This is a genomic window from Paenibacillus rhizolycopersici, assembly GCF_014947195.2.
Classification (GTDB): domain Bacteria; phylum Bacillota; class Bacilli; order Paenibacillales; family Paenibacillaceae; genus Fontibacillus; species Fontibacillus rhizolycopersici.
The window spans coordinates 121,647-145,429 of the sequence record NZ_JADCNN020000007.1; the positions used below are offsets into that span (position 1 = coordinate 121,647).

Genomic DNA, 23,783 nt, shown 5'->3' on the forward strand with positions numbered 1-23,783 from the left:
GGTATAATTGGTTCGGCAGCTGTTTTCCAGGCTGTCTGCATCATTTTTGTCCAACTATCCAGTTGCTCGGGAACTCGTTTTTTTGTACGGGACGGGCAACCCCAATAAGGAGGAAGTTATCATGGCTATCGTGAATGTATCCGATCAGTCCTTCAACGCGGAAATCGAAGGGCAAGGTCCGGTTCTTGTTGATTTTTGGGCTCCATGGTGCGGTCCTTGTAAAATGATCGCTCCGATTCTGGAGGAGCTCTCTTCGGAAGTAGGCGACTCGGTGAAGATCGCCAAGCTGAACGTGGATGACAATCCGGAAACGGCATCCCGTTTCGGCGTAATGAGCATTCCTACACTCATCTTGTTCAAAGACGGTCAACCTGTCGACAAAATCGTCGGGTTGAACTCGAAGGACACGTTGAAGAACCTGATCTCTAAACATCAATAATCCAGACGATCAGGCGCGTCGCTTGACGCCTTGGATGACGCCTCCGGTTTGGGCCGGGGGCGTTTTCTGCGTTAACATGGAGAGGAGAAAGGAGGAGGAAGCTTGGACGCACCCACTAACGAAACGCCTAGTTATGAGAAAGCGATGGAGCGAATCCAACACAAGCTGGCGCTGCTACCCGATTCCCCGGGTTGTTACCTGATGAAGAACAAGGAAGGTACGATCATTTACGTCGGGAAAGCCAAAGTGCTGAAGAACCGGGTTCGTTCCTATTTTACGGGCAGTCATAACGGAAAAACCCAACTGCTCGTGTCCGAGATCCGGGATTTCGAGTACATCGTGACCGGAAGTAACATGGAAGCGCTCATTCTGGAGTGTAACCTGATCAAGGAATATCATCCGCGGTTTAATATCCTGCTGAAGGACGACAAAACTTTTCCTTATATTAAAATAACGAATGAACCGCATCCCCGGCTGGAAGTTACCCGGCGGGTGCTTAAAGATAAAGCGAAATATTTCGGACCGTATCCCAACGCGTACGCGGCTCAGCAGACGAAGAAGCTGCTCGATCGCATGTATCCGCTGCGCAAATGCAACGTGATGCCTAAGGAAGTGTGCCTGTATTATCACATCGGCCAGTGCCTGGCGCCTTGCGTGCAGGAGGTGGCGAAGGAAACGTACGAGACGATGATTCAGGAAATCACCTCGTTCCTTAGCGGAGGGCATGAGGAGATCAAAAAAGAGCTGCAACGTAAAATGCACGAGGCGGCCGAAGAGTTGCAATTCGAGCGGGCGAAGGAATTACGCGACCAAATCATCAATATCGATGCGCTGATGGAGAAGCAGAAGATTACGGTGAACGACGCGAAGGATCGCGACGTATTTGGTTACGCTGTGGATAAGGGCTGGATGTGCGTGCAGATTCTATACATGCGCCAGGGGAAAATGATCGAGCGGCATGCGTCGGTCTTTCCGTTCTACGGGGATGCCTACGGCGATTTCATGTCCTACGTGACCCAGTATTACAGCGATAATCCGGCACTGCCCCAAGAGATCCTGCTGCCGGAGCAGCCGGAGGATCAAGACGATCCGACTGCGATTGATGCCCCAACCGCCCTGCAGGAGTGGCTTGGCGTCAAGACGTTGGTGCCGCAACGCGGTTTGAAGCGGCAGATGACCAAGATGGCCGAGGAGAATGCACGCGTCTCGTTGGACGAGAAGTTCCGTCTGATTGAACGGGACGAGGAACGGACGTCGAAGGCCGCCGAGAACCTCGGCAAGGCGATCGGACTGGAGTCGGTGTCGCGCATCGAAGCGTTTGATAACTCCAACATCCAGGGGACGAACCCGGTCTCGGCAATGGTAGTGTTCATTGACGGAAAACCGGCCAAGAAGGAATATCGGAAATATAAAGTAAAAACCGTGCAAGGACCGGACGATTACGAGACGATGCGCGAAGTCATCCGCCGCCGTTACGAGCGAGTGCTGAAGGAGAACCTCCCGCGTCCCGACCTGATCGTGGTCGACGGAGGCAAAGGGCAGATTTCCGCCGCGACTGACGTGCTGGAGAACGAGCTGGGGCTCTTCATCCCCGTGTGCGGTCTCGTCAAAGACGCCAAGCACAAAACGGCGCAGCTCATGGCGTTTGATCCGCCGGAGCCGGTTTATCTGCCGCGCGACAGCCAGGAGTTCTACTTGCTGCAGCGGATTCAGGACGAGGTGCACCGCTTCGCCATTTCGTTCCACCGCGAACAGCGGGCCAAGTCGATGGTTACTTCGCGACTGGATGCGATCCCGGGGATCGGGGAGAAACGCCGGAAGGCGCTGTTGAAGCATTTTGGTTCGTTGAAAAAAATAAAAGAGGCCTCCGTCGAAGACTTTCGGCCTCTCTCTATCGGGGAAAAATTAGCCCACGAGATTATAAATGCCCTTCGGGACGAGGATCCGCCAGAGGAGTCGTGAAAAACGGCTCCTCTTTTTGCTGCTGCTGCGGCGGGGTCTTCCGTTCCTTACTCGGCGGGTTGAACAGGTAAATGACATAAGCTACGATCGCCGGCAGGGCGATATAGAATATTCCGGCGCTGATGTTCAGCGCTCCGCCCATAAACATCAGACTCAACGACATTAGAATGCTGTCAAAGACGACGTGCGAGAAGACGACGGCGGCGAAGCCATAACGCAGGAACACGAAGCTGAACAACAGTCCAATAAAGGTCAACTCGATTGGGCGAGAAATCACCGGATAAATCGGATACAACGTGTGACCGAACGCCCAGATCAAGGTCGACAACAGGCTGGCGATGAAGGTGCTGCGGAACATTTTCTTCAGCATCGGGATCCCGAACAAGCGATAGACCGCTTCTTCTCCGATCCCTGCTACCCATGCGAGCAGCGGCAGCAGCAACGGATACACCATATTGTACGGCGATTGTGTGGCATCCGTTGTCGACCACGTATGAATCGTACGCTCCAGAATGAAGAAGACGACGGATTGGGCTCCCAGCAGGATCAACGCCCAGGCGTAGCCGTCAGCCATCGAGGTCAGCACATAACGGCCGTACCCTTCCTCCCGCGACCGCGGCCACAGGTTGATCCCGTTCTTCCGCCACAGTCCGTCGCCGCCAACCAGCGAGAAATACACGGAAGCGGCGAGGAACAACGTGACCAGCCCCTGGAAGAAGAAGCCGAATATGAGCACGCCGGATTCGAGGCCGTCTTTTTGAAAGACCGGCATCATGTTGATCGTACCCAACGTGGATAACACGAAGTAGACCGCTGCCAGGAAGATCCCGCGTTTAAACGAGGTATGGGCCCGCGTCATCGCGCTGTATACGATGGCCAGGATCGCCAGCACGAAGGTCAACAGGGCGTAACCGGCATACGTGAGCCAATTGGCGATTTTCGTTTGCCCGACTACGTAGTCCGTGTGCGCCTGCGGTACGGTAAAATAACTCTCCATCGAGGACACGGCGCCGTATTCGTAACTCAGCTTGATTTGCGCTTGCGAATCGCCTAACGCGAAGCCTTTGATCAGATATTGAAGGCCGATATCCCCTTCGCCGGAGGCTAGCTCCAGATCGCCGGCTTTAAAGCCAAAGGCGTTCAGGAAAGGCAACGCCAGCTGTTCTTTCTCCGCTAACGTCAAATCGCCTTCCCAAGCCTTCATGGAATCGGTGGTTTCCGATCCCAAATCAAGCATCATCTGCTTGTTCGCGTTGCTGGAGGAAGCGATCTCCTCAAAGCCGACGACTTGGCCGGTCGTCATGTGGACATCGACGGTCACAGCGCTTAGCGCTTCGGTGGGATCGTTATAACGGACGCGGAACACGTCATAAGGAAACTGCTTTTCATATGTTTTTAAGTAAGGGGCCAGCAGATCGGCTTTGGTCAAATAACCAAACAAATCGGAACGTGTTTCGTATGTAATTAAGGCTTTATCTTTCATAGGTTCAGACAGATTCAAGTTTAAGACAGACCCGGCAAACTCAGCTGCGCTGGCCGCTACTTTCGTTTTACTGATGACCTCATCCGCTTGCTGCAGCTGCAGCGATTCCGAATCGGTGCTTGGGAACAACTGAACGGCGATAAACACAATGAATCCGAGAGCGGCCAGCAACCACAGATTCTTCGTTTTCATCCTGCGGCCAGTTGGTTTCAAAGAGGAACTCACTCGCAAAACTCCTTTTTTATTTGGTAAAATTCACTTTTTAAACACGTACTCTTTAAATAGATGAGGTATGATTTTCCCCCAAGTACGTCAAAGTAAAGATAACACAGCTGCCCCCCCTACGCCAGACGCGAGGCAAAATTGACGAGAAACGGCAATAACTCCGGCAAGCTTTCGCATCGCTCAGATACGGGGCGAAGTTTATCCCTTTACCCCTCCATTTCGCCCTTTTTTGTTCTTTTTCATGAAAATAGGGCTTTGTAGCGGAAGGAAATAAGGGATATAATCCATTTGACGAAAAAATGAATGAAAACAATTGAAAAGAAACTCGGCCGAATTTCGTAATGAAAACGGGGGAACCGTATCTTTTGGGGTGAATTTCGCAGAACTTCGCGCAGCCGGCTAGGAAGCGGCGGAAGTGTCAGCGAATAGGGCAACTGTGCATGTCCGAATCCGTCAGCTAACCTCGTAGGCCTGTGCAGCAGGAACCAAACACCGAAAGGCATTGGATTTCCAGTGCTTTTTTCTTTTGTGCTTTTTTCATAACAACGATGAGGTGAACAAGTTGCATTTTAAGAAAATCAGCCTTTCTCCGCCACAAATCTTGACGATCGGGTTCGCACTAATCATTTTGCTGGGTGCGTTCTTGCTAATGCTGCCGATCTCCAGTACGACCGGGGAAACGTTGCCGTTCATCGACGCGTTGTTCACGGCAACTTCGGCAACCTGTGTGACGGGATTGGTTGTGGTCGATACCGGCACCTATTTTTCCACCTTTGGGCAAGTCGTCATTGTTTTGCTCATCCAGGTCGGAGGGCTCGGCTTTATGACCATGGCCACGTTGTTCTCCTTAGTCCTCAAACGAAAAATCTCGCTGAGGGACCGTCTCCTCCTCCAGGAGGCGATGAATCAAAATTCGGTAGAGGGGATCGTAAGGCTGATCCGCAAGGTTCTGTTGTATTCGCTTATGATCGAATCCGGCGCGGCCCTTCTGTTCACGATTCGCTGGGCGTTTGATATGCCGTTTGGCAGAGCTTTGTACTTTGGGATTTGGCATGCGGTCTCGATGTTTAATAATGCGGGCTTTGACTTGTTTGGTGATTATCAAAGCTTCACGAAATACGTCGCTGACCCGATCGTTAACTTTGTGGCCATGTTTCTGATCGTCTCCGGCGGGCTTGGATTTATTGTGCTGTCCGACGTATTCGAGTTTCGGAAGCGGCGGAAGCTTTCGCTGCATTCGAAAGTGGTCTTATCGATGACGTCAGCATTGATTGTGATCGGGGCGATCGTTGTATTCATTTTCGAATTCACGAACTCTAAGACGCTTGCACCTCTCAGCTGGAGCGGGAAGATTTGGGGATCGTTCTTCCAATCGGTTACGCCGCGTACGGCGGGAGCGAATACGCTGGACATCGGAGCGCTGCGACAAGCGACGCAATTTTTTATGATCATCTTGATGTTTATCGGGGCTTCCCCGAGCTCAACGGGCGGCGGGATCAAAACGACCACGTTTACGATTCTGGTCGGCGCGGTTGGTTCGATGATTCGCGGACGTACGGACCTGGTTCTGTTCCGGTACCGGATGGCCGAGGAACGGATTTTCAAAGCCTTGACGATTACGTTGCTTGCGTTGTTCCTTGTTGTGGCGGTGGCGATGGTGTTGTCTACCACAGAAGACGCAAGCTTCTTATCGATCTTATTTGAAACGACTTCCGCTTTCGGCACAGTCGGGTTGACGATGGGATTGACGGGGAAACTAACGGTGATCGGTAAAATTATTATCAGCTTCACGATGTTTGCCGGCCGACTAGGGCCGCTGACACTTGCTTATGCGATTGGTCCGAAGAAAGGGAAAGAGTTGTATCGCCACCCAGAAGGCAAAATCATTATTGGATAAGGGGAAATTATCGTTTATGAAAAAACAGCAGTTTGTAGTGATCGGCCTCGGACGTTTCGGATCCAACTTGGCCTTGGAGCTGATGGACTTGGGCTACGAGGTTCTGGGCATTGACCGGAATGAAGAGCTCGTCGAGGAAATGAGTGACCACCTAACGCATGCCGTCGTCGCCGATGCAACGGACGAAGAGGTACTGAAGTCGCTTGGGGTGCGCAATTTCGATTGCGGGATCGTGGCGATCGGCAACGATATCCAAATGAGTATCCTGGCGGCGATCCTGCTCAAGGATTTAGGCATTAATACCGTGGTGGCCAAGGCGATATCCGTTCTGCACGGCCGGGCCTTGGAGAAGCTGGGCGTTGACCGGGTCATCTATCCCGAACGGGACATGGGGATTCGCGTTGCGCATCAGCTGGTCACTCCCAATCTGCTGGATTATATCGAGCTGTCGAAGGAGTACAGTATCGTAGAAATGAACGTCCCCGCTTGCCTAAACCAAAAAAGTCTCGGCGACCTCAATCCGCGGGCCCGTTTTGGCTGCAGTATCGTGGCCATCCACCGCGATGGCGGTATCCTTGTGGCGCCAACTGCCATGGACCAGTTGACCGAAGGCGATATCATGGTAATTATCGGAGCGAAGAAGAATATCGAGCAATTTGAGACGATCCTAACGCAATAATAAGTAATTCATCTTTCTCTAGTTGGAGCGTGACATGTCATGGAATCGTCGGCAACTGAAGCGATTCATCATTTTTTGATCTTAATCTTATTCGTGATTAGCGTGGGGATGATCTCCGGAAAGATCGCCGCCTGGCTTAAACTGCCTGATGTTGCGGTGTTTATCGCCGTCGGGATGCTGCTGGGTCCCGGACTTAAGCTGATCCACGAATCCAGTGGCTCCTTGGTCAACCAGTTAATCCTAACGGTTGGATCCGCGTTGATCCTGTTTGACGGCGGGAGAAATTTGCGGCTTAGCGGTCTGCGCCAAGTCTGGATCACGTTGTCCCTGCTCAGCGTGCCGGGCGTGTTGATATCGACGCTCGTGGTCGGAGCGGGCATTCATTTCCTATTTGGGGTCGATTGGATCTTTGCCTTCTTGGGGGCAGCGGTGATCGCCTCGACCGATCCGGCCTCTATCATTCCGGTATTCAAGCAAGTCAAGATTAAGGAGAGGGTCCGGGAAACGGTCGAAAGCGAATCTGCCTTTAATGACGCGACCGGCTCCATTCTGACTTTCTCGCTGCTGGCTGCGGTAGCCGGCGGGGGGTCACTCCACTTTGGCGCAATGTCTTGGGAGTTTGTCAAAACGGCGTTGGGCGGTATATTGGTTGGCCTCGTGGTCTCGGGTATCTTAACATACCTGGCCGGCCATGCCCGGCATGGATTTCTGAGAAGCTACGCGACCATCGTGATGATCGTAGGTGCCTTATCTTCCTATTTAATAGGTGATTTGCTTCACGTCAGTGGGTTTATGGCCACCTTCGTCGCCGGCGTCATCTGGGGGAACGCAGAGACCTTTGGTTTATCCTTGAAGGAAAATCATTCGGAAATGAGTTCCTTCGCGGAAAATATCACGGTCATGATGCGGATGCTGATCTTCGTGCTGTTGGGCAGCCAAGTGAATTTTGGCACGCTCGGCCATTATTTCTGGCCAAGCCTTGGCGCCGTCCTGATTCTGATGTTCGTGGCAAGACCGTTGTCGATTCTGCTATGTGCCTGGCCTGACCGTAAGGTGAAATGGACTTGGCGCGAGCTGCTCTTCATGTGCTGGGTACGTGAGACGGGGGTGATCCCCGCGGCGTTGTCCGGTATGATCGCAGGCATGGGCATCGCGCATGCCAACGTCATTACGGCGATCGCATTTATGGCGATCGTGCTGACGATTCTCATTCAGGCGAGCACCACCGGGTGGGTCGCCCGCAAGCTGGGTTTGGAAATCAAAAACGCTGAACTCCCGAAGCCTTGAGTCGGGAGCGCAGCGTTTTTTCTGTTATCAGAGCGGCAGTTCCTTGACGAGGGTTTCGCGGATTTGCGAGATCCATTCCTTCGTTTCGCTCGTCAGCTCCGATTTGTCGCCGTAGACAAGGCAGGTTTCGCGGCGCGTCTGAGCCAGCTCGGGAATCGGCACGGTGAGCAAACCGTTATCCCTCAGCAGTGGCATGCGCAGGTACGATTTAGGCAGCAGGGCAGCCGCTTTGCAAATCGGCAGAAGGCGCACGATCGCTTCAAATGAATCGATCTCCATACGGATGTCGGGCAGGATGCTGTAGCGGCCAAACAGGTCGTCGATCAGCCTGCGGTACCAAGTCCCTTTGGAAAAGACGATCATCGGCCGACCGTTCAAATCGTCCATCACGAGGCGGCGTTTCTGCCCGGCAGCGGCCAGCGCATGCCCTTTGGGCACGACCAGCTCGAGGTGGTCCTTAAATAAAGGCAGGCATTTCAAGCCGGTCTCGTTCACCATAGAGGCGACGACGCCGATATCTACCTTTTTGTCGCGGACGTAAGAGACGATTTCGTGAGTTTTGCCGGTGACGAGCTTCAACTCGATGTCCGGGAACTTCTCCATCAGCGCGGTCACGAGGGGCGGGAGCGTCGTTTGGATCGTTGTCAAACTGGCGCCCAATGTCACGATACGGCGCTCGGCCGCTTTGAAGCGGGATACCGACTGCAGAAAATTCTGATGGCGTTGGCGTTGCTCCAGCGCGTATTGGTAAGCCTCCTGGCCAACCCGGGTGAGCTCGAGCCTCTTTCCTTTGCGATGAAACAGGGAGACCCCCCACTCCTCTTCCAATTTGACAATTTTCCGTGAGAGGGCCGGCTGGGACAGGTTCAGCAGCTTGGATGCTTTGTTTAAACTGGATTGCTCCACAACGGTGGTGAACACCAGCAGTTCTTCCAGCATGGGGGTGACCTCCTTTTTCTGGGCGAATGACATGATTCGACAGGCACGCATATGTGAATTCGTTATAATGATTAATAAATATATTGCAATTCCATTATAAGATAAAAAGGAGTAACATGAAAAGTGACACAAGTTGTTCACATGTTACTTTTGGTACAAAGGGGTTTTACCGACCGCGGTGTGGTAATTATCATATACAATATCTGCGCCCCGTAAGGTCGATTCTTGAATGAAGAAGTGTAAGTTGAAACGGATGATGGAATGAGAAAGGGGTACACGCACTTATGAAAGGGTTTTATTCCAGAAAACTGCACTCACTGCTGGGCGTCATTCCGCTGGGATTCTTCCTGCTGGAGCACATGATCACCAACTTTTCGGCGGTCGAAGGCGGGAGCGAAGGATTCAAGGAGGCCGTGGCATTCTTAAACAGCCTCCCGCTCGTACTCTTTTTGGAGATCTTCGGGATATGGCTGCCGCTCCTGTATCACGGAGTCTATGGACTGTATATCGCATTTCAGGCGAAGCCAAACAACGGACGGTTCCCGACCGAACGCAACCTGCGTTATTTACTGCAGCGGATTACCGGCGTCATCGCGTTTGTCTTCGTCATTTGGCATGTAGTGGAAACGCGTGTTCAGGTGGCGCTAGGTAATGTCACGCATGAAGAATTGGGCGGTGTGATGCATGATATCGTCAACAATCCGATTTTCTTCACGTTGTATGTGATCGGGGTTGTGTCTGCGGCATTCCACTTGACGAATGGCTTATGGTCGTTTCTCGTCAGTTGGGGCGTGACGGTGGGGCCGCGAGCACAGCGCGTATCCTCTAATATTTGCATGGGCTTGTTCGTTATCGTCGCCGTCATGTTCGTTTGGTCGCTGTTCGCTTTCCGCGGGGCCGAGTTCCAGGCGGAAGGTACGGCATTGCTTGAGACGGCGAAGGCTTGGTTGGCTTAGGTTAATATCTGAAGGTCGAACTCGTTGATGTAACGCTCACAAAACGAAGCGGATGCTTACGAAGCAAGTTTTGTTCGTAGTGAACTCGTTGATGTAACGCTCACAAAACTTTTAGGAGTTGAAATAGAATGGCTAAACAAAGCTTAATCGTCGTTGGCGGCGGCCTGGCCGGCCTGATGGCTACGATCAAATCGGCCGAAGCGGGCGTGCCGGTGCAGCTCTTTTCGCTCGTGCCGGTGAAACGTTCCCACTCGGTGTGCGCGCAAGGCGGCATTAACGGAGCCGTCAATACGAAAGGGGAAGGCGACTCGCCCTGGGAGCATTTTGACGACACGGTATACGGCGGGGACTTCCTGGCTAACCAGCCGCCCGTTAAGGCGATGTGTGAGGCAGCGCCCGGCATTATTCACCTGATGGACCGGATGGGCGTGATGTTCAACCGCACGCCGGAGGGCTTGCTTGATTTCCGCCGGTTTGGCGGGACGAAGCACCATCGTACGGCGTTTGCCGGAGCGACGACCGGACAACAGCTGCTGTATGCATTGGATGAGCAGGTACGCCGCCATGAAGCAGCCGGGCTGGTCACCAAATACGAAAACTGGGAGTTCCTCTCCGTTGTGCTGGACGATGAAGGCGTCTGCCGCGGGATTACGGCACAGAACCTGCGCTCGATGGAAATCACGACGTTCCCTTCGGATGCCGTGATTTTGGCGTCGGGGGGGCCAGGGATTATTTTCGGCAAAACGACGAACTCGGTCATTAACACAGGGACGGCGGCCAGTGCGGTGTATCAGCAAGGCGTGACGTATGCGAACGGCGAGTTTATCCAAATTCACCCGACGGCCATTCCCGGCGATGACAAGCTACGGCTGATGTCGGAATCGGCGCGCGGCGAAGGCGGACGGATCTGGACCTACAAGGACGGTAAACCTTGGTACTTCCTCGAGGAGAAATACCCGGCTTACGGCAATCTCGTACCGAGGGATATCGCGACACGGGAGATTTTCCATGTGTGCGTGGATCAGAAGCTGGGCATTAACGGCGAAAACATGGTCTATCTCGACCTGTCCCACAAGGATCCGAAAGAGCTTGATGTGAAGCTCGGCGGCATTATTGAGATTTATGAGAAATTCATGGGCGACGACCCGCGCAAAATTCCGATGAAAATCTTCCCGGCGGTCCATTATTCGATGGGCGGCATGTGGGTCGATTTCAATCAAATGACGAATATTCCCGGCTTGTTCGCAGCGGGCGAATGCGAATACCAATACCATGGGGCGAACCGGCTTGGCGCCAACTCGCTTGTCTCGGCGATTTACGGCGGGATGGTGGCAGGACCGAAAGCGGTGGAATATCTCCGCGGCTTGAAGAAATCGACGGAAGACCTCAGCCCAGCCGTATTCGAAAGCTCTCGCAAGGCGCAAGAGACGAAATACGAAGGCATCCTGGCGATGAACGGCACGGAAAACGCTTATGTGATCCATAAAGAGCTCGGCGAATGGATGACGGCGAACATGACGGTCGTACGTCATAACGATAGACTGGAAGCGACCATCGGCAAAATCAAAGAATTGAAGCAACGTTATAAGAACATCAACATCAACGATACGTCTCGCTGGAACAATACGGGAGCGGCGTTTACCCGTCAGTTGTGGAACATGCTGGAGCTGGCCGAGGCCATGACGCTGGGTGCACTGCTGCGTAACGAGAGCCGGGGCGCACATTACAAACCGGAATTCCCGGATCGGAACGACGAGGAATTCCTCAAGACCACCAAAGCATCTTGGACGCCGGACGGCCCGCAGATTTCGTATGAACCGGTCGACGTCTCTTTGATCCCGCCGCGGATTCGCGACTACTCGAAGGACAAATAGGAGGGGAACCCCATGGCAATGGCGGAAACGGATGTATCGGCCAAAAAATTTACGGCCAAAAAAGTCAAATTCATCATTACGCGCCAGGATGATCCGAACTCGAAATCCTATACGGAAGAGTTCGAGCTCGACTATCGTCCCGGCATGAACGTGATCAGCGCCTTGATGGAAATCCAGCGGAACCCGGTGAACGAGAAAGGCGAGAATACCGCGCCGGTCTGCTGGGAGTCTAACTGCCTGGAGGAAGTGTGCGGCGCCTGCTCGATGGTGATCAACGGCAAACCACGCCAGGCTTGCGCAGCCTTGATCGATAACCTGGAGCAGCCGATTCGCGTTGAGCCGATGCGGACATTCCCGGTCGTGCGCGACCTGGTCATCGACCGCAGCCGGATGTTCAACGCGCTGAAGAAGGTGAAAGCGTGGATTCCGATCGACGGCACGTACGATCTCGGACCAGGCCCACGGATGCCGGAGAAGAAGCGCCAATGGGCGTATGAGCTGTCCAAGTGCATGACCTGTGGCGTTTGCCTGGAAGCTTGCCCGAACGTTAACGAGAAGACGGACTTTATGGGACCGGCGGCCATTTCCCAAGTGCGCCTGTTCAACGCGCATCCGACCGGCGAGATGAACGCCGATGAGCGCCTGGAAGCGCTGATGGAGGAGGGCGGTATCGAAGGCTGCGGCAACTCGCAAAACTGCGTCCGTGCCTGCCCGAAAGGCATCCCGCTGACCACCTCCATCGCTGAAATGAACAAAGCGACCACGAAACATATGTTTAAAACGTGGTTCACTCAGTAATAAAGTCGGACCCGGATTGATAGATACCGAAAAAGGATCCGCATTTCATCTGAAAGAATCGGAGACAGACCTCGAGAGAGGGCTGTCTCTTTTTTTTTCGTGTTAGACAGAAAATAGGAGGGAATCAGGGATGTACATTCATATTCATCGAATCGAATATGATCAGGTTTCCGTGAAACTGGCGGAGTTCTCAAGAGAGGGTGTAGATAAGCTGCGTGCGATTGGGGGTGGGAAGTGGGATCCTAACGGGAAGTTCTGGCGGTTTCCTTGCACGGAGGAGAAACTTCGACAATTGGCCGAATGCTTTCCGGAAACGGAGATTACTTTCGATGGACTCACCGTATCCCCCAAAGTAACGGAGGATGAGCAACTCATGCCCACATTGGAACGGATGCTGACCTCTGCACTCAAGTTAAAAGGATATAGCCTCAAAACGAGTAAAGCATACCGCGGCCATGTCCGGCGATATTTGCAGAACTTGGCTGGTTATTTGGAGTTGAAAGGTCCAGGAACCCTCAAAGAAGAGGAACTTGAATCTGCGATCATCGATTCGTCCCGTGCAAAACAGTATACGCTGCAGCTCCTTGAGCAAGGACATTCTCCAGCCTATGTCAACCAAGCGATCAGTGCTTTGCGTTTTCTGGCCGTCGAGGTGTTCAAGCAACCTTCCGAACAGACGAAATATATCCGACCGAAAAAGGAGAAAAAACTGCCCTATGTCCTATCAGAGCAGGAAGTACTGCGCGTTATCCAAGCGCCGACGAATCTGAAGCACCGCACGATGCTGTATCTGGCCTACGCCTCAGGGCTGCGAGTGAGCGAGGTCGTCCGTTTGAAGATCACGGATATCGACCCGGAACGCGGCATCCTTCGAGTCCGGCAAGGAAAAGGCAAAAAAGACAGACACACGTTACTGTCGCAAACGGCATGGGACATGATCAAAAAATATGTGAAAGCCGAGCGACTCTCCACCTCGTTGTGGTTATTTCCGGGGCAGCATCCGGGGAGCCATTTGCATGAGCGTTCCTTGCAAAAAGTATTTAAGGAAGCCCTGCAAACTTCGGGCGTCATGAAGCAGGTCGGCATTCATGTCCTGCGTCATTCTTTTGCTACCCATTTGCTCGAAAACGGCACCGATCTCCGTTATATCCAGGAGCTGCTGGGCCACGCCAACCCTTCCACCACCGAACGCTACACCCACGTCAGCACCAAGAATCTGAAACGAATCCAGAGTCCGCTGGATCGTATTTTACGTGATCGTGATCCGAGAGGGGAGTAGCCTATTCAATAGGGATGCAGAATTGAAAATACAAAATCAAGAAATGGAGGTATAATTAAGGGAGTGATAACGGGGGGCGCAAATCACCTGAATGAGGTGAGGTTTGCGACGGGCAGAGATTGAGGAGTTATAAGAAATCCCCGATAATACTTAATGAAAAAACTGAAAGGAGCGATAAGCAATAAAAGCATATAAAAGAAGTGGAATTGTAATATTTATAATTGTAGTATTATTCGTGTTTTGGAATTCATACAGTATTTCAACTATTGAAGCAGTTACCATACAGAATGTAAGTAAGAATGAAATAACTGTAGTAAATTTAAGTAGCCGAGTAAGAACAGTATTATTATCTATCGATATTTCTAAACTGCTAGAGGAGGATAAAAAATATATAATTTCGTACGAAAAAAAACTATTTGATAAACATAGACTAAAATACATATCTTCACAAATACCTAATAAAGAAACAATGTCAAAAGACAAGTGAACTAGTCAATGCTTCGTGGTCGGGGACATCTTATAACACCGTATTCACGCTGCGGGGCTTACGCCCCTCGATTGTCAGATGTATAATCATGGAAGAAGCTCAGACAACAAACGCCCCAGCCTAAGATAAGAGCTATCTAAGGCTGGGGCGTTTCGTGAATACAAGAACGTTAGGTGAAATTAATGCAATGCGAATAAAACCATAAATTCTTGAATGGAGTTTTTATCGTGATCATTCGAACTGAGACTGAGAGAGATTTCAACGAAGTATATAAATTGAATTACCTTGCCTTTGGTAACAGAGAAGATGAGTCAAAATTAGTCGAAAGAATAAGAAAATCTAATGAGTATATACCAGAGTTATCAATCATCGCAGAGATGGAGAACGAAATCGTCGGTCATTTGTTATTAAGCAAAGCAAAAGTAGAAGATCACGAAAATGCATATACAGTTATTGTTCTGGCTCCAATAGCAGTTAAACCTAATCGTCAAAAGCAAGGTATTGGCAGTAGATTGATCGAGGAAGGTATAAGACGATGTAGAACCCTAGGGTATGGCATCATTTTATTAATAGGTCATCCTAGTTACTACCCTAGACTCGGATTTCAACCAGCTAGAAAGCATGGATTGGACCTGAAGCAATTTGAAGTACCTGATGAAGTCTTCATGGTATATGAAGTAGAAGAAGGAAAACTAAAGGAAATAAAAGGGGAATTAAAATACCCAAAAGCATTTTTTAACTAAATCGAAGAGGGCATTAACATCACCTAACAATGTGTTCACGCATCGGCGGACAAGCCGCCTCGGTCCCGGGAGATAAGTCGGGGAAGCGATTTCCGGGACACATCCGCACCGACTAACTGCGCAAGCGCAGCCGCCCTACTGGCTTAAGTCGGTGGGACGTCGTGAACACGGAACCGTTAGGTGAAATTACGATGCGATCTAATAGAAACACCAAAAACACAAAGAAGAGGTGCGCAATGCCTAGACAGGTAACATTGGCTGATGGTAGGACAGTAGAAGTAGAGTGCCTAAGTTGTGCTCTTACTAGTGGTCTTATTGAACCCACTGGAGGAGTTATATATGAATCAAGAAATTTCCATGTGCATCAAGATGTTGCCTATCCGATAAAAGGCTTGGTTATTATTGCCTCGAAAAGACATATTTACTGCATGGATGAATTAACTCCGGAGGAACAGCTAGAGTACATTTCTATAATCCATAAAATAAGAAGTGAACAGCGGAAGAGCTTGGTAATAGATAAGGTTTACTATTTTTATAATGAGGACACAACACATCATTTTCATCTTTGGATGGTTCCTAGATATGAATGGATGTATGATTTTGGTCACTCGGTAGAGTCGTTAAGACCAGTTTTACTACATGCAAGAAATAATATGAATACAAAATCAAACATGCTAGAGGTCATGGATGGGATAAACACTTTAAGGAAAGGATTAAAGGATTTTGTAAGTAACTCAGGGTAACTTCACCTAACACCGCATTCACGCATCGGGGCATTCGCCCCTCGGTCCGCGAGAGGCATTTTCTAAAGTAGTAGTTTCATGCGGACAACCCTGCACTGCCTAACCGCATCGCGGCCGTTCCAGTTGGTCACTTAAGGCAGTGAGGGTTCGTGAATGCCTGAACGTTATACGCAATTACCGCAATTCATTAAAAATTTTTCTTGGGAGGTTTCAATGATGCTTGAATATATTGGAGAAGAAAAGGATTACTCATCTATTGTGATAAATGGAATCGAATTTGATGTGGAAGATGATGAATATAAATTTGTTATACCCAGATCAGTAGTTTCCGGAGTAAGAATTGATGAACTCCATCCACTATATAGGATGGAAATATGTGAAAAAATACAGGATGAAATTATCTTTCTTGATACAATACCTTATACAATTACTAGAGAAGTGGAGAGTAGAAATACTGTTGTCGTTGAGTTTGAAGATTCAGGAAGGCGTAAGATTTGGGATGGACCAATTGGTTTTAAACTCTATATGGAAACCAAAAGAGATATTATTTCTGAAAGACAGAAGGAAGTATCAGATATTGCCCTAGATTCTTACGAAGATGATGGTGATTACATCTTTCTTAGATATTCAATGAAACTTGAAAGTGAATTACTTGAGACGGTTATTCAACAAGCTGAACAGGTAATTAAGGAAATTGAAGGTGCGGCAGATATTACACTTAATTCGCCTTTTAAAGAAATTACTCAAGCAAGGAATGAGGCCGACTTTACGGTATCCTTATTAATCCCTCTTATAAGAAGGATGGGATTTTCGAATGTTCGCTATAACCATGGAAAGAAAGAATATGGTAAAGATATAGTTTTTACTCGTAGGACAGAATTTGATGAGTATGAATATTGGGGAGTGCAAGTCAAGTTTGGCGATGTTTCAGGTGGTGTTAGATCTGATATTGATGAGTTAATAGGCCAAGCTAACGATGCATTCAGAATGCCTTTTTATGATGTTTATACAAGATCTAAACAAAGAATATCGAAATTTGTAATTGCTATTTCAGGTAGATATAAAGAAAACGCAATAGAAAAGATTGTGGAAGGAATAGAAAGTCACGCTCTTAGAAATAATCTTGTGTTTATTGATGGAGAAAAGATTAAATCATTAATAGAAAGATATAGAAGATAGCCAATTCGAAGAAGGCTGTAACAGCGTATAACAACGCATTCCCACTGCGGGGCCATACGGCCCCTTGGTCGCCAGAAGTTAAAACAGTGAAGCAGAATCAGGCGACACACCTGCACCACCTAACCGCATCGCGGCCGGACCTAAAGGTCCTTAAGGTGGTGAGGCGTCGGGAATGCAGAAACGTTATACGAAAACCTCAAATTTATTTTCAGGAGATGGTAGTGTGCATCCCTCTTTAAAGGAAGGAGATATCAATATAGATGTTAGTAGATATCACTACAGATGGATCTACTCATATGGTGACTATTATTGTTTTATCAAAGAATACGACAATGCAGAACTTTTAGTTAAATCAAAATACAAAGGAATAATACACTTCGGACAAAGAAATACAGATCTAAAACACTTTTATTACTACTATAAAAAAGAAGTAGGAGAACTAATAAGGCTATTAGCTTATGAGGTTTATGGGGAGGATAATTGGTCCAACAATGATAGAAAAAGACGCGGATTAACAGCAATAAGGATTAAGGAATATATGAAAATGAGAAATAGTAAAAGGGATTAAGGAATAAATTTAGTATTTCAACGATGTTGAGGTCTTCGTATAACACGTATTCACGCAGCTGGGCTATCGCCCCTTGGTTGTCAGATGTATAATCATGGAAGAAGCCCAGACAACAAACGACCCAGCCTAAGATAAGAGCTATCTAAGGCTGGGTCGTTTCGTGAATACAAGAACGTTATACGACAGAACGAAGATTGGTTATTAAAACCAACAAATCACTTCAATCCTAGGAGATCCAGAATGAAATTGTTTCGATTTGATCAGTCAGTTGGAAGAAGTATTGATAAATTTGGGAGTAAGAATCTTGTTATAACCCCTATCTTAAGAATACTTGAACGTCATATTGATGTAGTTCAAATATCATCAATGAATATGAACCCTGGAGGACTTATTGGAGGACATGAAGCACATGGTCCACAGCTATTTATTGTTGTAGCTGGCGAAGGATTTATTACCGGGAGAGAAAACTTGCGAATACCAATACAATCAGGACAAATGGCTTTCTGGGAAACTGGGGAATGGCACGAAGTCATGACTATAAAAGGAATGAGTGCAATTGTAATTGAGTCAGACCAATTAAGTCCTGAAGAGCTACTATTAGAAGAAATAATAGAGTAACAAGATTTTTGCGGGCGGATTCAAAGTTCCGTCGTATAACAATGTGTTCACGCATCGGCGGACAAGCCGCCTCGGTCCCGGGAGATAAGTCGGAGAAGTGATTGCCGGGACACATCCGCACCACCTAACCGCATCGCGGCTGGTCCTACGGACCTTAAGGTGGTGGGACGTCGTGGATACGGGAACGTTATAAGAAATCAGGGGAAAGACACGTATGTGAGGGTTAGAGCAGGAAGTTGTATTTTCGTTTTCCGTGAAGGATTCTCCGGATCTCGACAGTATCTTTTAAAACCACATAAAAGACAAGATAAGATTCAACAACTAACATTCTATAATTCAGTACTTGAAGCCGAATATCGTTCGGAATCGTACCGCTATTCGGGAATAACTCGAGAATAGATATGGATTGATCAAGTTTATCCGCCATTGATAAAGCCGCATCAGGATTATCTAACATGATGTAATGGATGATATTGGATAAATCCTCTTCAGCGATGGGCAAGTACTCGATTTTATATTTCTTGTCCACGGATTTGACTCCTTAGATTTTTCATCACCTCAGAGTGACTCTTCTTCTGGACACCTTCGCTACTTTGTTTTTCAGCTACAGCGAGTTTTTGGTACAGTTCAATTAAAGCTTGTTGTTTTTCATATAAAGCATGGCTCATCACGACAAGATCACTCTGACCATTCTTGGTAATAAAAACGGGTTCACCGTCATGATGAGCAATTTCGGAGATAAGATTAAAATTGTTTCTTAAGTCAGAGATAGGACGAATCGTAGGCATGGTCATCACCTCAAGAATATTGTTACGATTAATTTTATCATAATTATGATAAATAATACATTGAGTAAAGAATTTTTCTTGGGTATTTCAGGGAAGCCCCTGACATCTTATAACAATGTGTTCATTGTTCACGCATCAGCAGACAAGCTGCCTCGGTCGCCAGGAGATAAGTCGGGGAAGTGGATTCAGGCGACACATCCGCACCACCTAACCGCATCGCGGCCGGTCCTACGGACCTTAAGTGGTGGGACGTCGTGAACACGGAACCGTTATGTGAAACCAGTGCAATAATTTAAAGGAGCGAATGTAGTATGCTAGCGTTTAGATTCACTCAAAAACTTCTGACTGATATGAAGGTAGCTCCTATTGAATTAAGTGAGGTTAATTCTTTATTTAGTTGGCATGTGAATATACTCCAACTAAGGAAGAAACATATAATATTTGTAAATGATACGAGCCGATTATGTCTAATCATTGATGGGATAAGGAGCTCTCAACTGAGTAAACTACAAGAAAAATTTATGATTGAACTCAAAGAATATTTACAGTTAGAAGGACTTAAGAAAAGCCAAATTGAACAATATTTCTTTGAGGCAGGGGAAGTAAGAATTGGAAAGACAAATGATAGAAGTGTACTAGGAACTCTAAAAGAAATGTCTCTTTATTGTGACGGTGTTGAATTTGGTCACACGTTTGATCTAAGTGCATGGCTAAACAAGATGATCTATAAACCGATTGAATATGAAGAACCTATTAAAGTTTTCAAGGAAACATTGAAGAGAAGGTACTCATAGCATGTATGTATTTCAAGGAGGCACTGGCATCACATAACAATGTGTTCACGCTTCGGCGGACAAGCCACCTCGGTCCCGGGAGATAAGTTGAGGCAGCGATTGCCGGGACACATCCGCACCACCTAACCGCATCGCGGCCGTTCCCTTCGGTCACTTAAGGTGGTGGGACGTCGTGAACACGGATCCGTTATCTGAAACATCAGCAAAGACTTTTAGAAAAACTTACTGAATTGTTTTACCAACTTAGATTATTGGAGGAGTAGAACATGGAAGAAAGAAAATTGGCTATACCTATTTACTTAAATCAAAGAATCGTATTCGATTTGTTGGCAATAGTAGAAGAAGGCTTTTCGCAACTACAAAGTATAAAAACTTCTGAGAAAAACGAAAAAGGTACGAACGCTGATGTTTCAGGAGAAATAGGCACAAAAAATGTATTTGCATTTTTAAATCTTGGATTAAAATCAGCTATTGGTCGTAAGGACTCAAAGTTAGCGGAGAAAGAAGTTCAAGAGGAGCGAGTATTTACTCCAGCATCTCTTTTTTCGAAACTAAGAGATAGTTTGATAGAGAGAAAAACATTAAACGTATTAGATAATAAATTCACCCCTGACAAATTAATGCCAGGCGCTTTTGTAGAGTTCTCAGGAATTTTAAAAAGAAATCCTATGATTGCGTATATGGAAGGCATGATTCAAATGATGGAAATGGCAATGCTATTCACTTCTCAACCTAAAAAACAAAAGCCAAACACCGAACAAGAAACTATTACTCAGATGAAGAAGTTCACAGGAATGCTAAAGCAAGCAGGTTCACTTGATCTTATATCTGAAATAGTGAATGTTCCCGATATGAAAGCTGTGATACCCGTGCAATTAGAGTATTTTTCTAATGAGAGTCCTGCAGATATTATTGATGGTCAATTTTTTGTTCTAGGTAAAATAGTAAGATTTATACCGGAAGAATCAAATGATTTTGTGAATTTACTTAGAGGGACGCCCCTAGCCTATCTTCCTGAAGAAGTTTTAACTCAAGTAACTAGTGGCTTTCATGAAATGTCTTCACAATTAACAATGGAAGACGATTTTACAGCTAAAGTTCATGGTCCTGTGTTATTAATAGTTCCAATTGCTATATACGCATAGATGTCAGGTGTTTTACTCTTGTATTTCAAAGCATTTAGATATTTATTAGAAGATTCAATGAGGGCTGATGCATCAGATAACACAGTATTCACGCAGCGGGACCTGATGGTCCCTTGGTCTGCAGAGGCATTTCGAGGAAGCGGAATCAGCAGACAACCCTGCACTGGCTAAGTCCTTCGGACCCGGGGCTTATGCCCCTTAAGCTAGTGAGGGTTCGTGAATACAACAACGTTATCTGAAATTACTTAAAGGATATAAAGAAAGAGAGTGATTTGTATGGCCAAATATATTGAATATCTTTGTACTTCAACTACAGCTTTTGTTGATAAAGAAATAGTTGTTAATTTTGATCAGGGAGAAATCACTGCGGTTAAAACGAAACTTTCAACTGAAGGAGATCAACCTAAAAGTGGTCTTGTTAGAATAACAGTTTATTTCAAAGAAACTATTGAATTCGATCAAGCCGAAGAGCTAGGTAACCATAAGGTGAAGCAGATTATCAATAGCTTAGTTTTTGTGAAAGGAAGTCAAATTAACGATCCTTACATTTTTAAAGAAAATATTAAACCCAATTCAACTATTGTTGCTAGGATGCAAGGAAGGTTTAGTATACAATCTGATTTTGGACAGGAAGAGATTGATGAGTTTGTTGAACTGACTAAAAACGAAAAAACGAATCATATCTATTACACCCTGTATAAACAATCAATGAACCATAATGATAATTTGGGTAAATTCATGTTTTTGTATAGCTTGTTAATAGTGATGATAGATGCAAAGAAACAGAAGGATGTAGATTCTTATATTATCTCAAATCACCCTGATGAAGAATTTAATCAGAGACAATCTACAAGAATGGTGAAGAGAGATGGAATTGAAACAAGAAGTGATGAATTAGAAACAAGATTTACTTGGCTCCGAAATCAATTAGGACATACTCAACAAGATAGCGAGATAACAGTTGTTATAAAGGAAATTAATGAATGCTGGAGAGATCTAGATCGTATAGTGAAAAACGTAATCAAAGATAAAGTCAGCGAGTAAGTTAATCACAGCAGAAGTAACTTCAGATAACATAATATTCATGCTGCGGACATGCGTCCTGGGTCCGGCAAAGCCGGACACATCCGACTTCGTCGGACGTCGTGAATACAGGAACGTTATCTGCAATTGCTTAAAAAATAATTAAAAGGAGAAAATGGATGAAATTCACGGAAGTAAATATAAATGATTTAGAAAGAGATGAAAAAGAGAGATTATTCAAGTTATCTATATTAGAAGTATATTCTTTATCACTAAATAATATAAAGGAAATCACCGGTTATATTACATTGACTTTAGGCATGCTGATTATCACAAGCGAATATTTTAACTCTGATTCAAATAATAGCAAAGAGACCAAGTTAACTGAGGAGGCATTAATTACTTTAAACAATTTACATGATATTTTTTTCGCTGAAAGTGAAATGTTTTTTAAAAATTCTATAGAAAGATGTTACATTAGCTATTATCAAGCATATGAAGTATATGTCAGTAACTTAATGAAAATAGTATTTTGGTTTTTTCCTGAATTTTTTAATGATAAAAGTAATATTGACATTAAAGATATATTTAATTCGGATAGCATATTGACTGTTAGAAATAAATTAATTGATCAAAAAGTAAAGGATACTATTCAAACAAACAATATTTCCCAATTGATCAAAAAATTTAAAGATTTATTTGGAGTTGAAATAAAAATCGCTAAAGAAAATTTAGATTATTTAATTGTTGCTTCAAATACAAGAAATCTATTGATTCATAATAACGGTATTGTAAATAACATCTATATTCAAAACCTTAACAGTAGTAGAATCTCATCAAGCTATCATAATGGGGATAAGGTTATTATTTCTGAAAAAGATCTAAGGGATTGTAATAAATTCTTTAATAAAATTGTTGAAGAGACTAATTCATCAATGGTAAGTCAGATGGAACAAATTATTAAATACTCAAATTCAAAATTATAATACTCTTGTGTTTCATCAGGTAGAAGCAACTGCAGATAACACCATATTCACGCATCGGGGCTACCGCCCCTCGGTTGTCAGATGTATAGTCATGGAAGAAGCTCAGACAACAAACGACCCAGCCTAAAATAAGAGCTATCTAAGGCTGGGTTGTTTCGTGAATACAACAACGTTAGACGAAATTCACTTAAAACTTTTATTTGGAGGGTCATATCGTGGAAGTATTATTTAAACGTAACCCGGACATTAAGAAAAACGCATATCCGAATTGGAGAAGAAGCAACTATTCAAGTTGGGAATTTAAAACTTACTCGGAGATGTACAAGAAGAGCGGGGATCTGCTCATAGATACTATTGCGGATAATTACAATAATAGAGCTGATGAAGTAATTATTCCGAGTATCTTTTTATATCGCCATGCAACTGAATTGATTCTAAAAGCTATCTTGTTAACACATTATTTAATGGATAGAAGTATGTCTAGAGAGAAGATACAAGATAAACTTCAAGGGCATAGCTTATTTACTTTGTGGAATAAAGTTGAAAATATTATTCCTGAGTATTTGAAAGAAGCAATTAAAAAGGACAAAAGCCCATTACAATTAATGAAAGCAGCTGTTATGGAATTGCATGAGATAGATTCAACTTCAATGATGTTTAGATATCCTTTTGATAAAGAGTACAAAGAAGCGCAATTAATAGGTGACGAAGAACATAATTATGGGATTGATTACATAGCACTAAAACAACAATTTAATGAAGTATACAATTATATAGAAGGCGTTTTCTATACGTTATTTAATAGGTACGAGAATTTAGAGACAATTCCTATTTTGTAAGCTTATTCATTGAAGAAGTGAATTTCGTCTAACAATGTATTCACGCTACGTA

General features: G+C 46.1%; 23 protein-coding genes and 1 riboswitch. Of the genes, 19 read left to right on the top strand and 4 right to left on the bottom strand.

Features of this window, described 5'->3' with window-relative positions; genetic code table 11:
- Window positions 1–121: 121 nt before the first annotated feature.
- Window positions 122–439, top strand: a complete 318-nt coding sequence (gene trxA / locus IM700_RS09980; protein WP_193417388.1) for a thioredoxin — start codon at window positions 122–124, stop codon at window positions 437–439.
- A 144-nt stretch (window positions 440–583) separates the two neighbouring features.
- A complete protein-coding gene (gene uvrC / locus IM700_RS09985) occupies window positions 584–2,401 on the top strand; it encodes an excinuclease ABC subunit UvrC (RefSeq protein WP_239483780.1) in 1,818 nt (605 codons plus the stop codon).
- On the opposite strand, the gene IM700_RS09990 is transcribed toward uvrC, so the two are convergent.
- Window positions 2,358–4,076 (bottom strand): CPBP family intramembrane glutamic endopeptidase, encoded by a 1,719-nt coding sequence (locus IM700_RS09990; RefSeq protein ID WP_193417484.1) that lies wholly within the window; start codon window positions 4,074–4,076, stop codon window positions 2,358–2,360. The genes uvrC and IM700_RS09990 overlap by 44 nt on opposite strands.
- 350 nt (window positions 4,077–4,426) lie before the next feature.
- Window positions 4,427–4,596: riboswitch (cyclic di-AMP (ydaO/yuaA leader) on the top strand.
- Between the two features lie 66 nt (window positions 4,597–4,662).
- Between IM700_RS09990 and IM700_RS09995 the strand changes: the two genes are divergently transcribed.
- The 3 genes from IM700_RS09995 to IM700_RS10005 are packed head-to-tail and all read left to right on the top strand — an operon-like array spanning window position 4,663 to window position 7,972.
- On the top strand, window positions 4,663–6,006 hold the full coding sequence (locus IM700_RS09995; protein ID WP_193417390.1) for a TrkH family potassium uptake protein: 1,344 nt from the start codon (window positions 4,663–4,665) through the stop codon (window positions 6,004–6,006).
- Window positions 6,007–6,022: 16 nt separating this feature from the next.
- A complete protein-coding gene (locus IM700_RS10000; RefSeq protein WP_193417391.1) occupies window positions 6,023–6,685 on the top strand; it encodes a potassium channel family protein in 663 nt (220 codons plus the stop codon).
- A 39-nt stretch (window positions 6,686–6,724) separates the two neighbouring features.
- Entirely contained in the window at window positions 6,725–7,972 is a 1,248-nt protein-coding gene (locus IM700_RS10005) for a cation:proton antiporter (protein ID WP_193417392.1), read from the top strand.
- A 27-nt stretch (window positions 7,973–7,999) separates the two neighbouring features.
- Here IM700_RS10005 and IM700_RS10010 read toward each other — a convergent pair whose 3' ends face one another.
- Window positions 8,000–8,911, bottom strand: a complete 912-nt coding sequence (locus tag IM700_RS10010; RefSeq protein WP_155606205.1) for a LysR family transcriptional regulator — start codon at window positions 8,909–8,911, stop codon at window positions 8,000–8,002.
- Window positions 8,912–9,195: 284 nt separating this feature from the next.
- Here IM700_RS10010 and IM700_RS10015 point away from each other — a divergent pair, with 284 nt between their 5' ends.
- From IM700_RS10015 to IM700_RS10055, 9 genes are all read left to right on the top strand, one after another.
- Window positions 9,196–9,867 carry a succinate dehydrogenase cytochrome b558 subunit gene (locus IM700_RS10015; RefSeq protein WP_193417393.1) on the top strand — a complete coding sequence of 224 codons (672 nt, stop codon included), beginning with the start codon at window positions 9,196–9,198 and terminating at the stop codon, window positions 9,865–9,867.
- Window positions 9,868–9,995: 128 nt separating this feature from the next.
- Window positions 9,996–11,741, top strand: a complete 1,746-nt coding sequence (gene sdhA, locus IM700_RS10020) for a succinate dehydrogenase flavoprotein subunit (RefSeq protein ID WP_193417394.1) — start codon at window positions 9,996–9,998, stop codon at window positions 11,739–11,741.
- Between the two features lie 12 nt (window positions 11,742–11,753).
- Window positions 11,754–12,539: a succinate dehydrogenase iron-sulfur subunit gene (sdhB, locus tag IM700_RS10025; protein WP_193417395.1), complete on the top strand. Its 786-nt coding sequence runs from the start codon at window positions 11,754–11,756 to the stop codon at window positions 12,537–12,539.
- Between the two features lie 130 nt (window positions 12,540–12,669).
- Window positions 12,670–13,818 carry a tyrosine-type recombinase/integrase gene (locus tag IM700_RS10030; RefSeq protein ID WP_239483763.1) on the top strand — a complete coding sequence of 383 codons (1,149 nt, stop codon included), beginning with the start codon at window positions 12,670–12,672 and terminating at the stop codon, window positions 13,816–13,818.
- Between the two features lie 714 nt (window positions 13,819–14,532).
- The gene (locus IM700_RS10035) at window positions 14,533–15,048 is read left to right on the top strand and encodes a GNAT family N-acetyltransferase (RefSeq protein WP_193417396.1); all 516 of its coding nucleotides are present in this window, start codon (window positions 14,533–14,535) and stop codon (window positions 15,046–15,048) included.
- A gap of 236 nt (window positions 15,049–15,284) precedes the next feature.
- On the top strand, window positions 15,285–15,791 hold the full coding sequence (locus IM700_RS10040) for an HIT family protein (protein ID WP_193417397.1): 507 nt from the start codon (window positions 15,285–15,287) through the stop codon (window positions 15,789–15,791).
- Between the two features lie 153 nt (window positions 15,792–15,944).
- Window positions 15,945–16,970 carry a restriction endonuclease gene (locus tag IM700_RS10045; protein ID WP_193417398.1) on the top strand — a complete coding sequence of 342 codons (1,026 nt, stop codon included), beginning with the start codon at window positions 15,945–15,947 and terminating at the stop codon, window positions 16,968–16,970.
- A 172-nt stretch (window positions 16,971–17,142) separates the two neighbouring features.
- Entirely contained in the window at window positions 17,143–17,538 is a 396-nt protein-coding gene (locus IM700_RS10050) for a hypothetical protein (protein WP_193417399.1), read from the top strand.
- Window positions 17,539–17,778: 240 nt separating this feature from the next.
- Window positions 17,779–18,156 (top strand): cupin domain-containing protein, encoded by a 378-nt coding sequence (locus IM700_RS10055; RefSeq protein ID WP_193417400.1) that lies wholly within the window; start codon window positions 17,779–17,781, stop codon window positions 18,154–18,156.
- Between the two features lie 223 nt (window positions 18,157–18,379).
- Here IM700_RS10055 and IM700_RS10060 read toward each other — a convergent pair whose 3' ends face one another.
- On the bottom strand, window positions 18,380–18,685 hold the full coding sequence (locus IM700_RS10060; protein ID WP_193417401.1) for a type II toxin-antitoxin system RelE/ParE family toxin: 306 nt from the start codon (window positions 18,683–18,685) through the stop codon (window positions 18,380–18,382).
- Window positions 18,669–18,944, bottom strand: coding sequence for a type II toxin-antitoxin system prevent-host-death family antitoxin (locus IM700_RS10065; RefSeq protein ID WP_193417402.1), 276 nt, complete (start codon window positions 18,942–18,944; stop codon window positions 18,669–18,671). The genes IM700_RS10060 and IM700_RS10065 overlap by 17 nt, the downstream gene beginning before the upstream one ends.
- Before the next feature lie 311 nt (window positions 18,945–19,255).
- On the opposite strand from IM700_RS10065, the gene IM700_RS10070 reads away from it, so the two are divergent.
- The 5 genes from IM700_RS10070 to IM700_RS10090 all read left to right on the top strand — a co-directional run bounded on the left by IM700_RS10070 (window position 19,256) and on the right by IM700_RS10090 (window position 23,731).
- A complete protein-coding gene (locus tag IM700_RS10070; protein ID WP_193417403.1) occupies window positions 19,256–19,738 on the top strand; it encodes a DUF6933 domain-containing protein in 483 nt (160 codons plus the stop codon).
- A 266-nt stretch (window positions 19,739–20,004) separates the two neighbouring features.
- Entirely contained in the window at window positions 20,005–20,883 is an 879-nt protein-coding gene (locus IM700_RS10075) for a DUF6414 family protein (RefSeq protein ID WP_193417404.1), read from the top strand.
- Window positions 20,884–21,159: 276 nt separating this feature from the next.
- Window positions 21,160–21,927 (top strand): hypothetical protein, encoded by a 768-nt coding sequence (locus tag IM700_RS10080; protein WP_193417405.1) that lies wholly within the window; start codon window positions 21,160–21,162, stop codon window positions 21,925–21,927.
- Window positions 21,928–22,085: 158 nt separating this feature from the next.
- Entirely contained in the window at window positions 22,086–22,892 is an 807-nt protein-coding gene (locus tag IM700_RS10085) for a hypothetical protein (RefSeq protein ID WP_193417406.1), read from the top strand.
- A 215-nt stretch (window positions 22,893–23,107) separates the two neighbouring features.
- Window positions 23,108–23,731 carry a hypothetical protein gene (locus tag IM700_RS10090; protein ID WP_193417407.1) on the top strand — a complete coding sequence of 208 codons (624 nt, stop codon included), beginning with the start codon at window positions 23,108–23,110 and terminating at the stop codon, window positions 23,729–23,731.
- The last annotated feature ends 52 nt before the right edge of the window (window positions 23,732–23,783 follow it).

Bases quoted from the DNA above. Each gene is read 5' to 3' on its own strand.
- trxA (WP_193417388.1), top strand. From the start codon at position 122: ATGGCTATCGTGAATGTATCCGATCAGTCCTTCAACGCGGAAATCGAA.
- uvrC (WP_239483780.1), top strand. From the start codon at position 584: ATGGAGCGAATCCAACACAAGCTGGCGCTGCTACCCGATTCCCCGGGT.
- IM700_RS09990 (WP_193417484.1), bottom strand. From the start codon at position 4,076: ATGAAAACGAAGAATCTGTGGTTGCTGGCCGCTCTCGGATTCATTGTG.
- IM700_RS10000 (WP_193417391.1), top strand. From the start codon at position 6,023: ATGAAAAAACAGCAGTTTGTAGTGATCGGCCTCGGACGTTTCGGATCC.
- IM700_RS10005 (WP_193417392.1), top strand. From the start codon at position 6,725: ATGGAATCGTCGGCAACTGAAGCGATTCATCATTTTTTGATCTTAATC.
- IM700_RS10010 (WP_155606205.1), bottom strand. From the start codon at position 8,911: ATGCTGGAAGAACTGCTGGTGTTCACCACCGTTGTGGAGCAATCCAGT.
- IM700_RS10015 (WP_193417393.1), top strand. From the start codon at position 9,196: ATGAAAGGGTTTTATTCCAGAAAACTGCACTCACTGCTGGGCGTCATT.
- sdhA (WP_193417394.1), top strand. From the start codon at position 9,996: ATGGCTAAACAAAGCTTAATCGTCGTTGGCGGCGGCCTGGCCGGCCTG.
- sdhB (WP_193417395.1), top strand. From the start codon at position 11,754: ATGGCAATGGCGGAAACGGATGTATCGGCCAAAAAATTTACGGCCAAA.
- IM700_RS10030 (WP_239483763.1), top strand. From the start codon at position 12,670: ATGTACATTCATATTCATCGAATCGAATATGATCAGGTTTCCGTGAAA.
- IM700_RS10040 (WP_193417397.1), top strand. From the start codon at position 15,285: ATGCCTAGACAGGTAACATTGGCTGATGGTAGGACAGTAGAAGTAGAG.
- IM700_RS10045 (WP_193417398.1), top strand. From the start codon at position 15,945: ATGCCTGAACGTTATACGCAATTACCGCAATTCATTAAAAATTTTTCT.
- IM700_RS10050 (WP_193417399.1), top strand. From the start codon at position 17,143: ATGCAGAAACGTTATACGAAAACCTCAAATTTATTTTCAGGAGATGGT.
- IM700_RS10055 (WP_193417400.1), top strand. From the start codon at position 17,779: ATGAAATTGTTTCGATTTGATCAGTCAGTTGGAAGAAGTATTGATAAA.
- IM700_RS10065 (WP_193417402.1), bottom strand. From the start codon at position 18,944: ATGCCTACGATTCGTCCTATCTCTGACTTAAGAAACAATTTTAATCTT.
- IM700_RS10070 (WP_193417403.1), top strand. From the start codon at position 19,256: ATGCTAGCGTTTAGATTCACTCAAAAACTTCTGACTGATATGAAGGTA.
- IM700_RS10075 (WP_193417404.1), top strand. From the start codon at position 20,005: ATGGAAGAAAGAAAATTGGCTATACCTATTTACTTAAATCAAAGAATC.
- IM700_RS10080 (WP_193417405.1), top strand. From the start codon at position 21,160: ATGGCCAAATATATTGAATATCTTTGTACTTCAACTACAGCTTTTGTT.
- IM700_RS10085 (WP_193417406.1), top strand. From the start codon at position 22,086: ATGAAATTCACGGAAGTAAATATAAATGATTTAGAAAGAGATGAAAAA.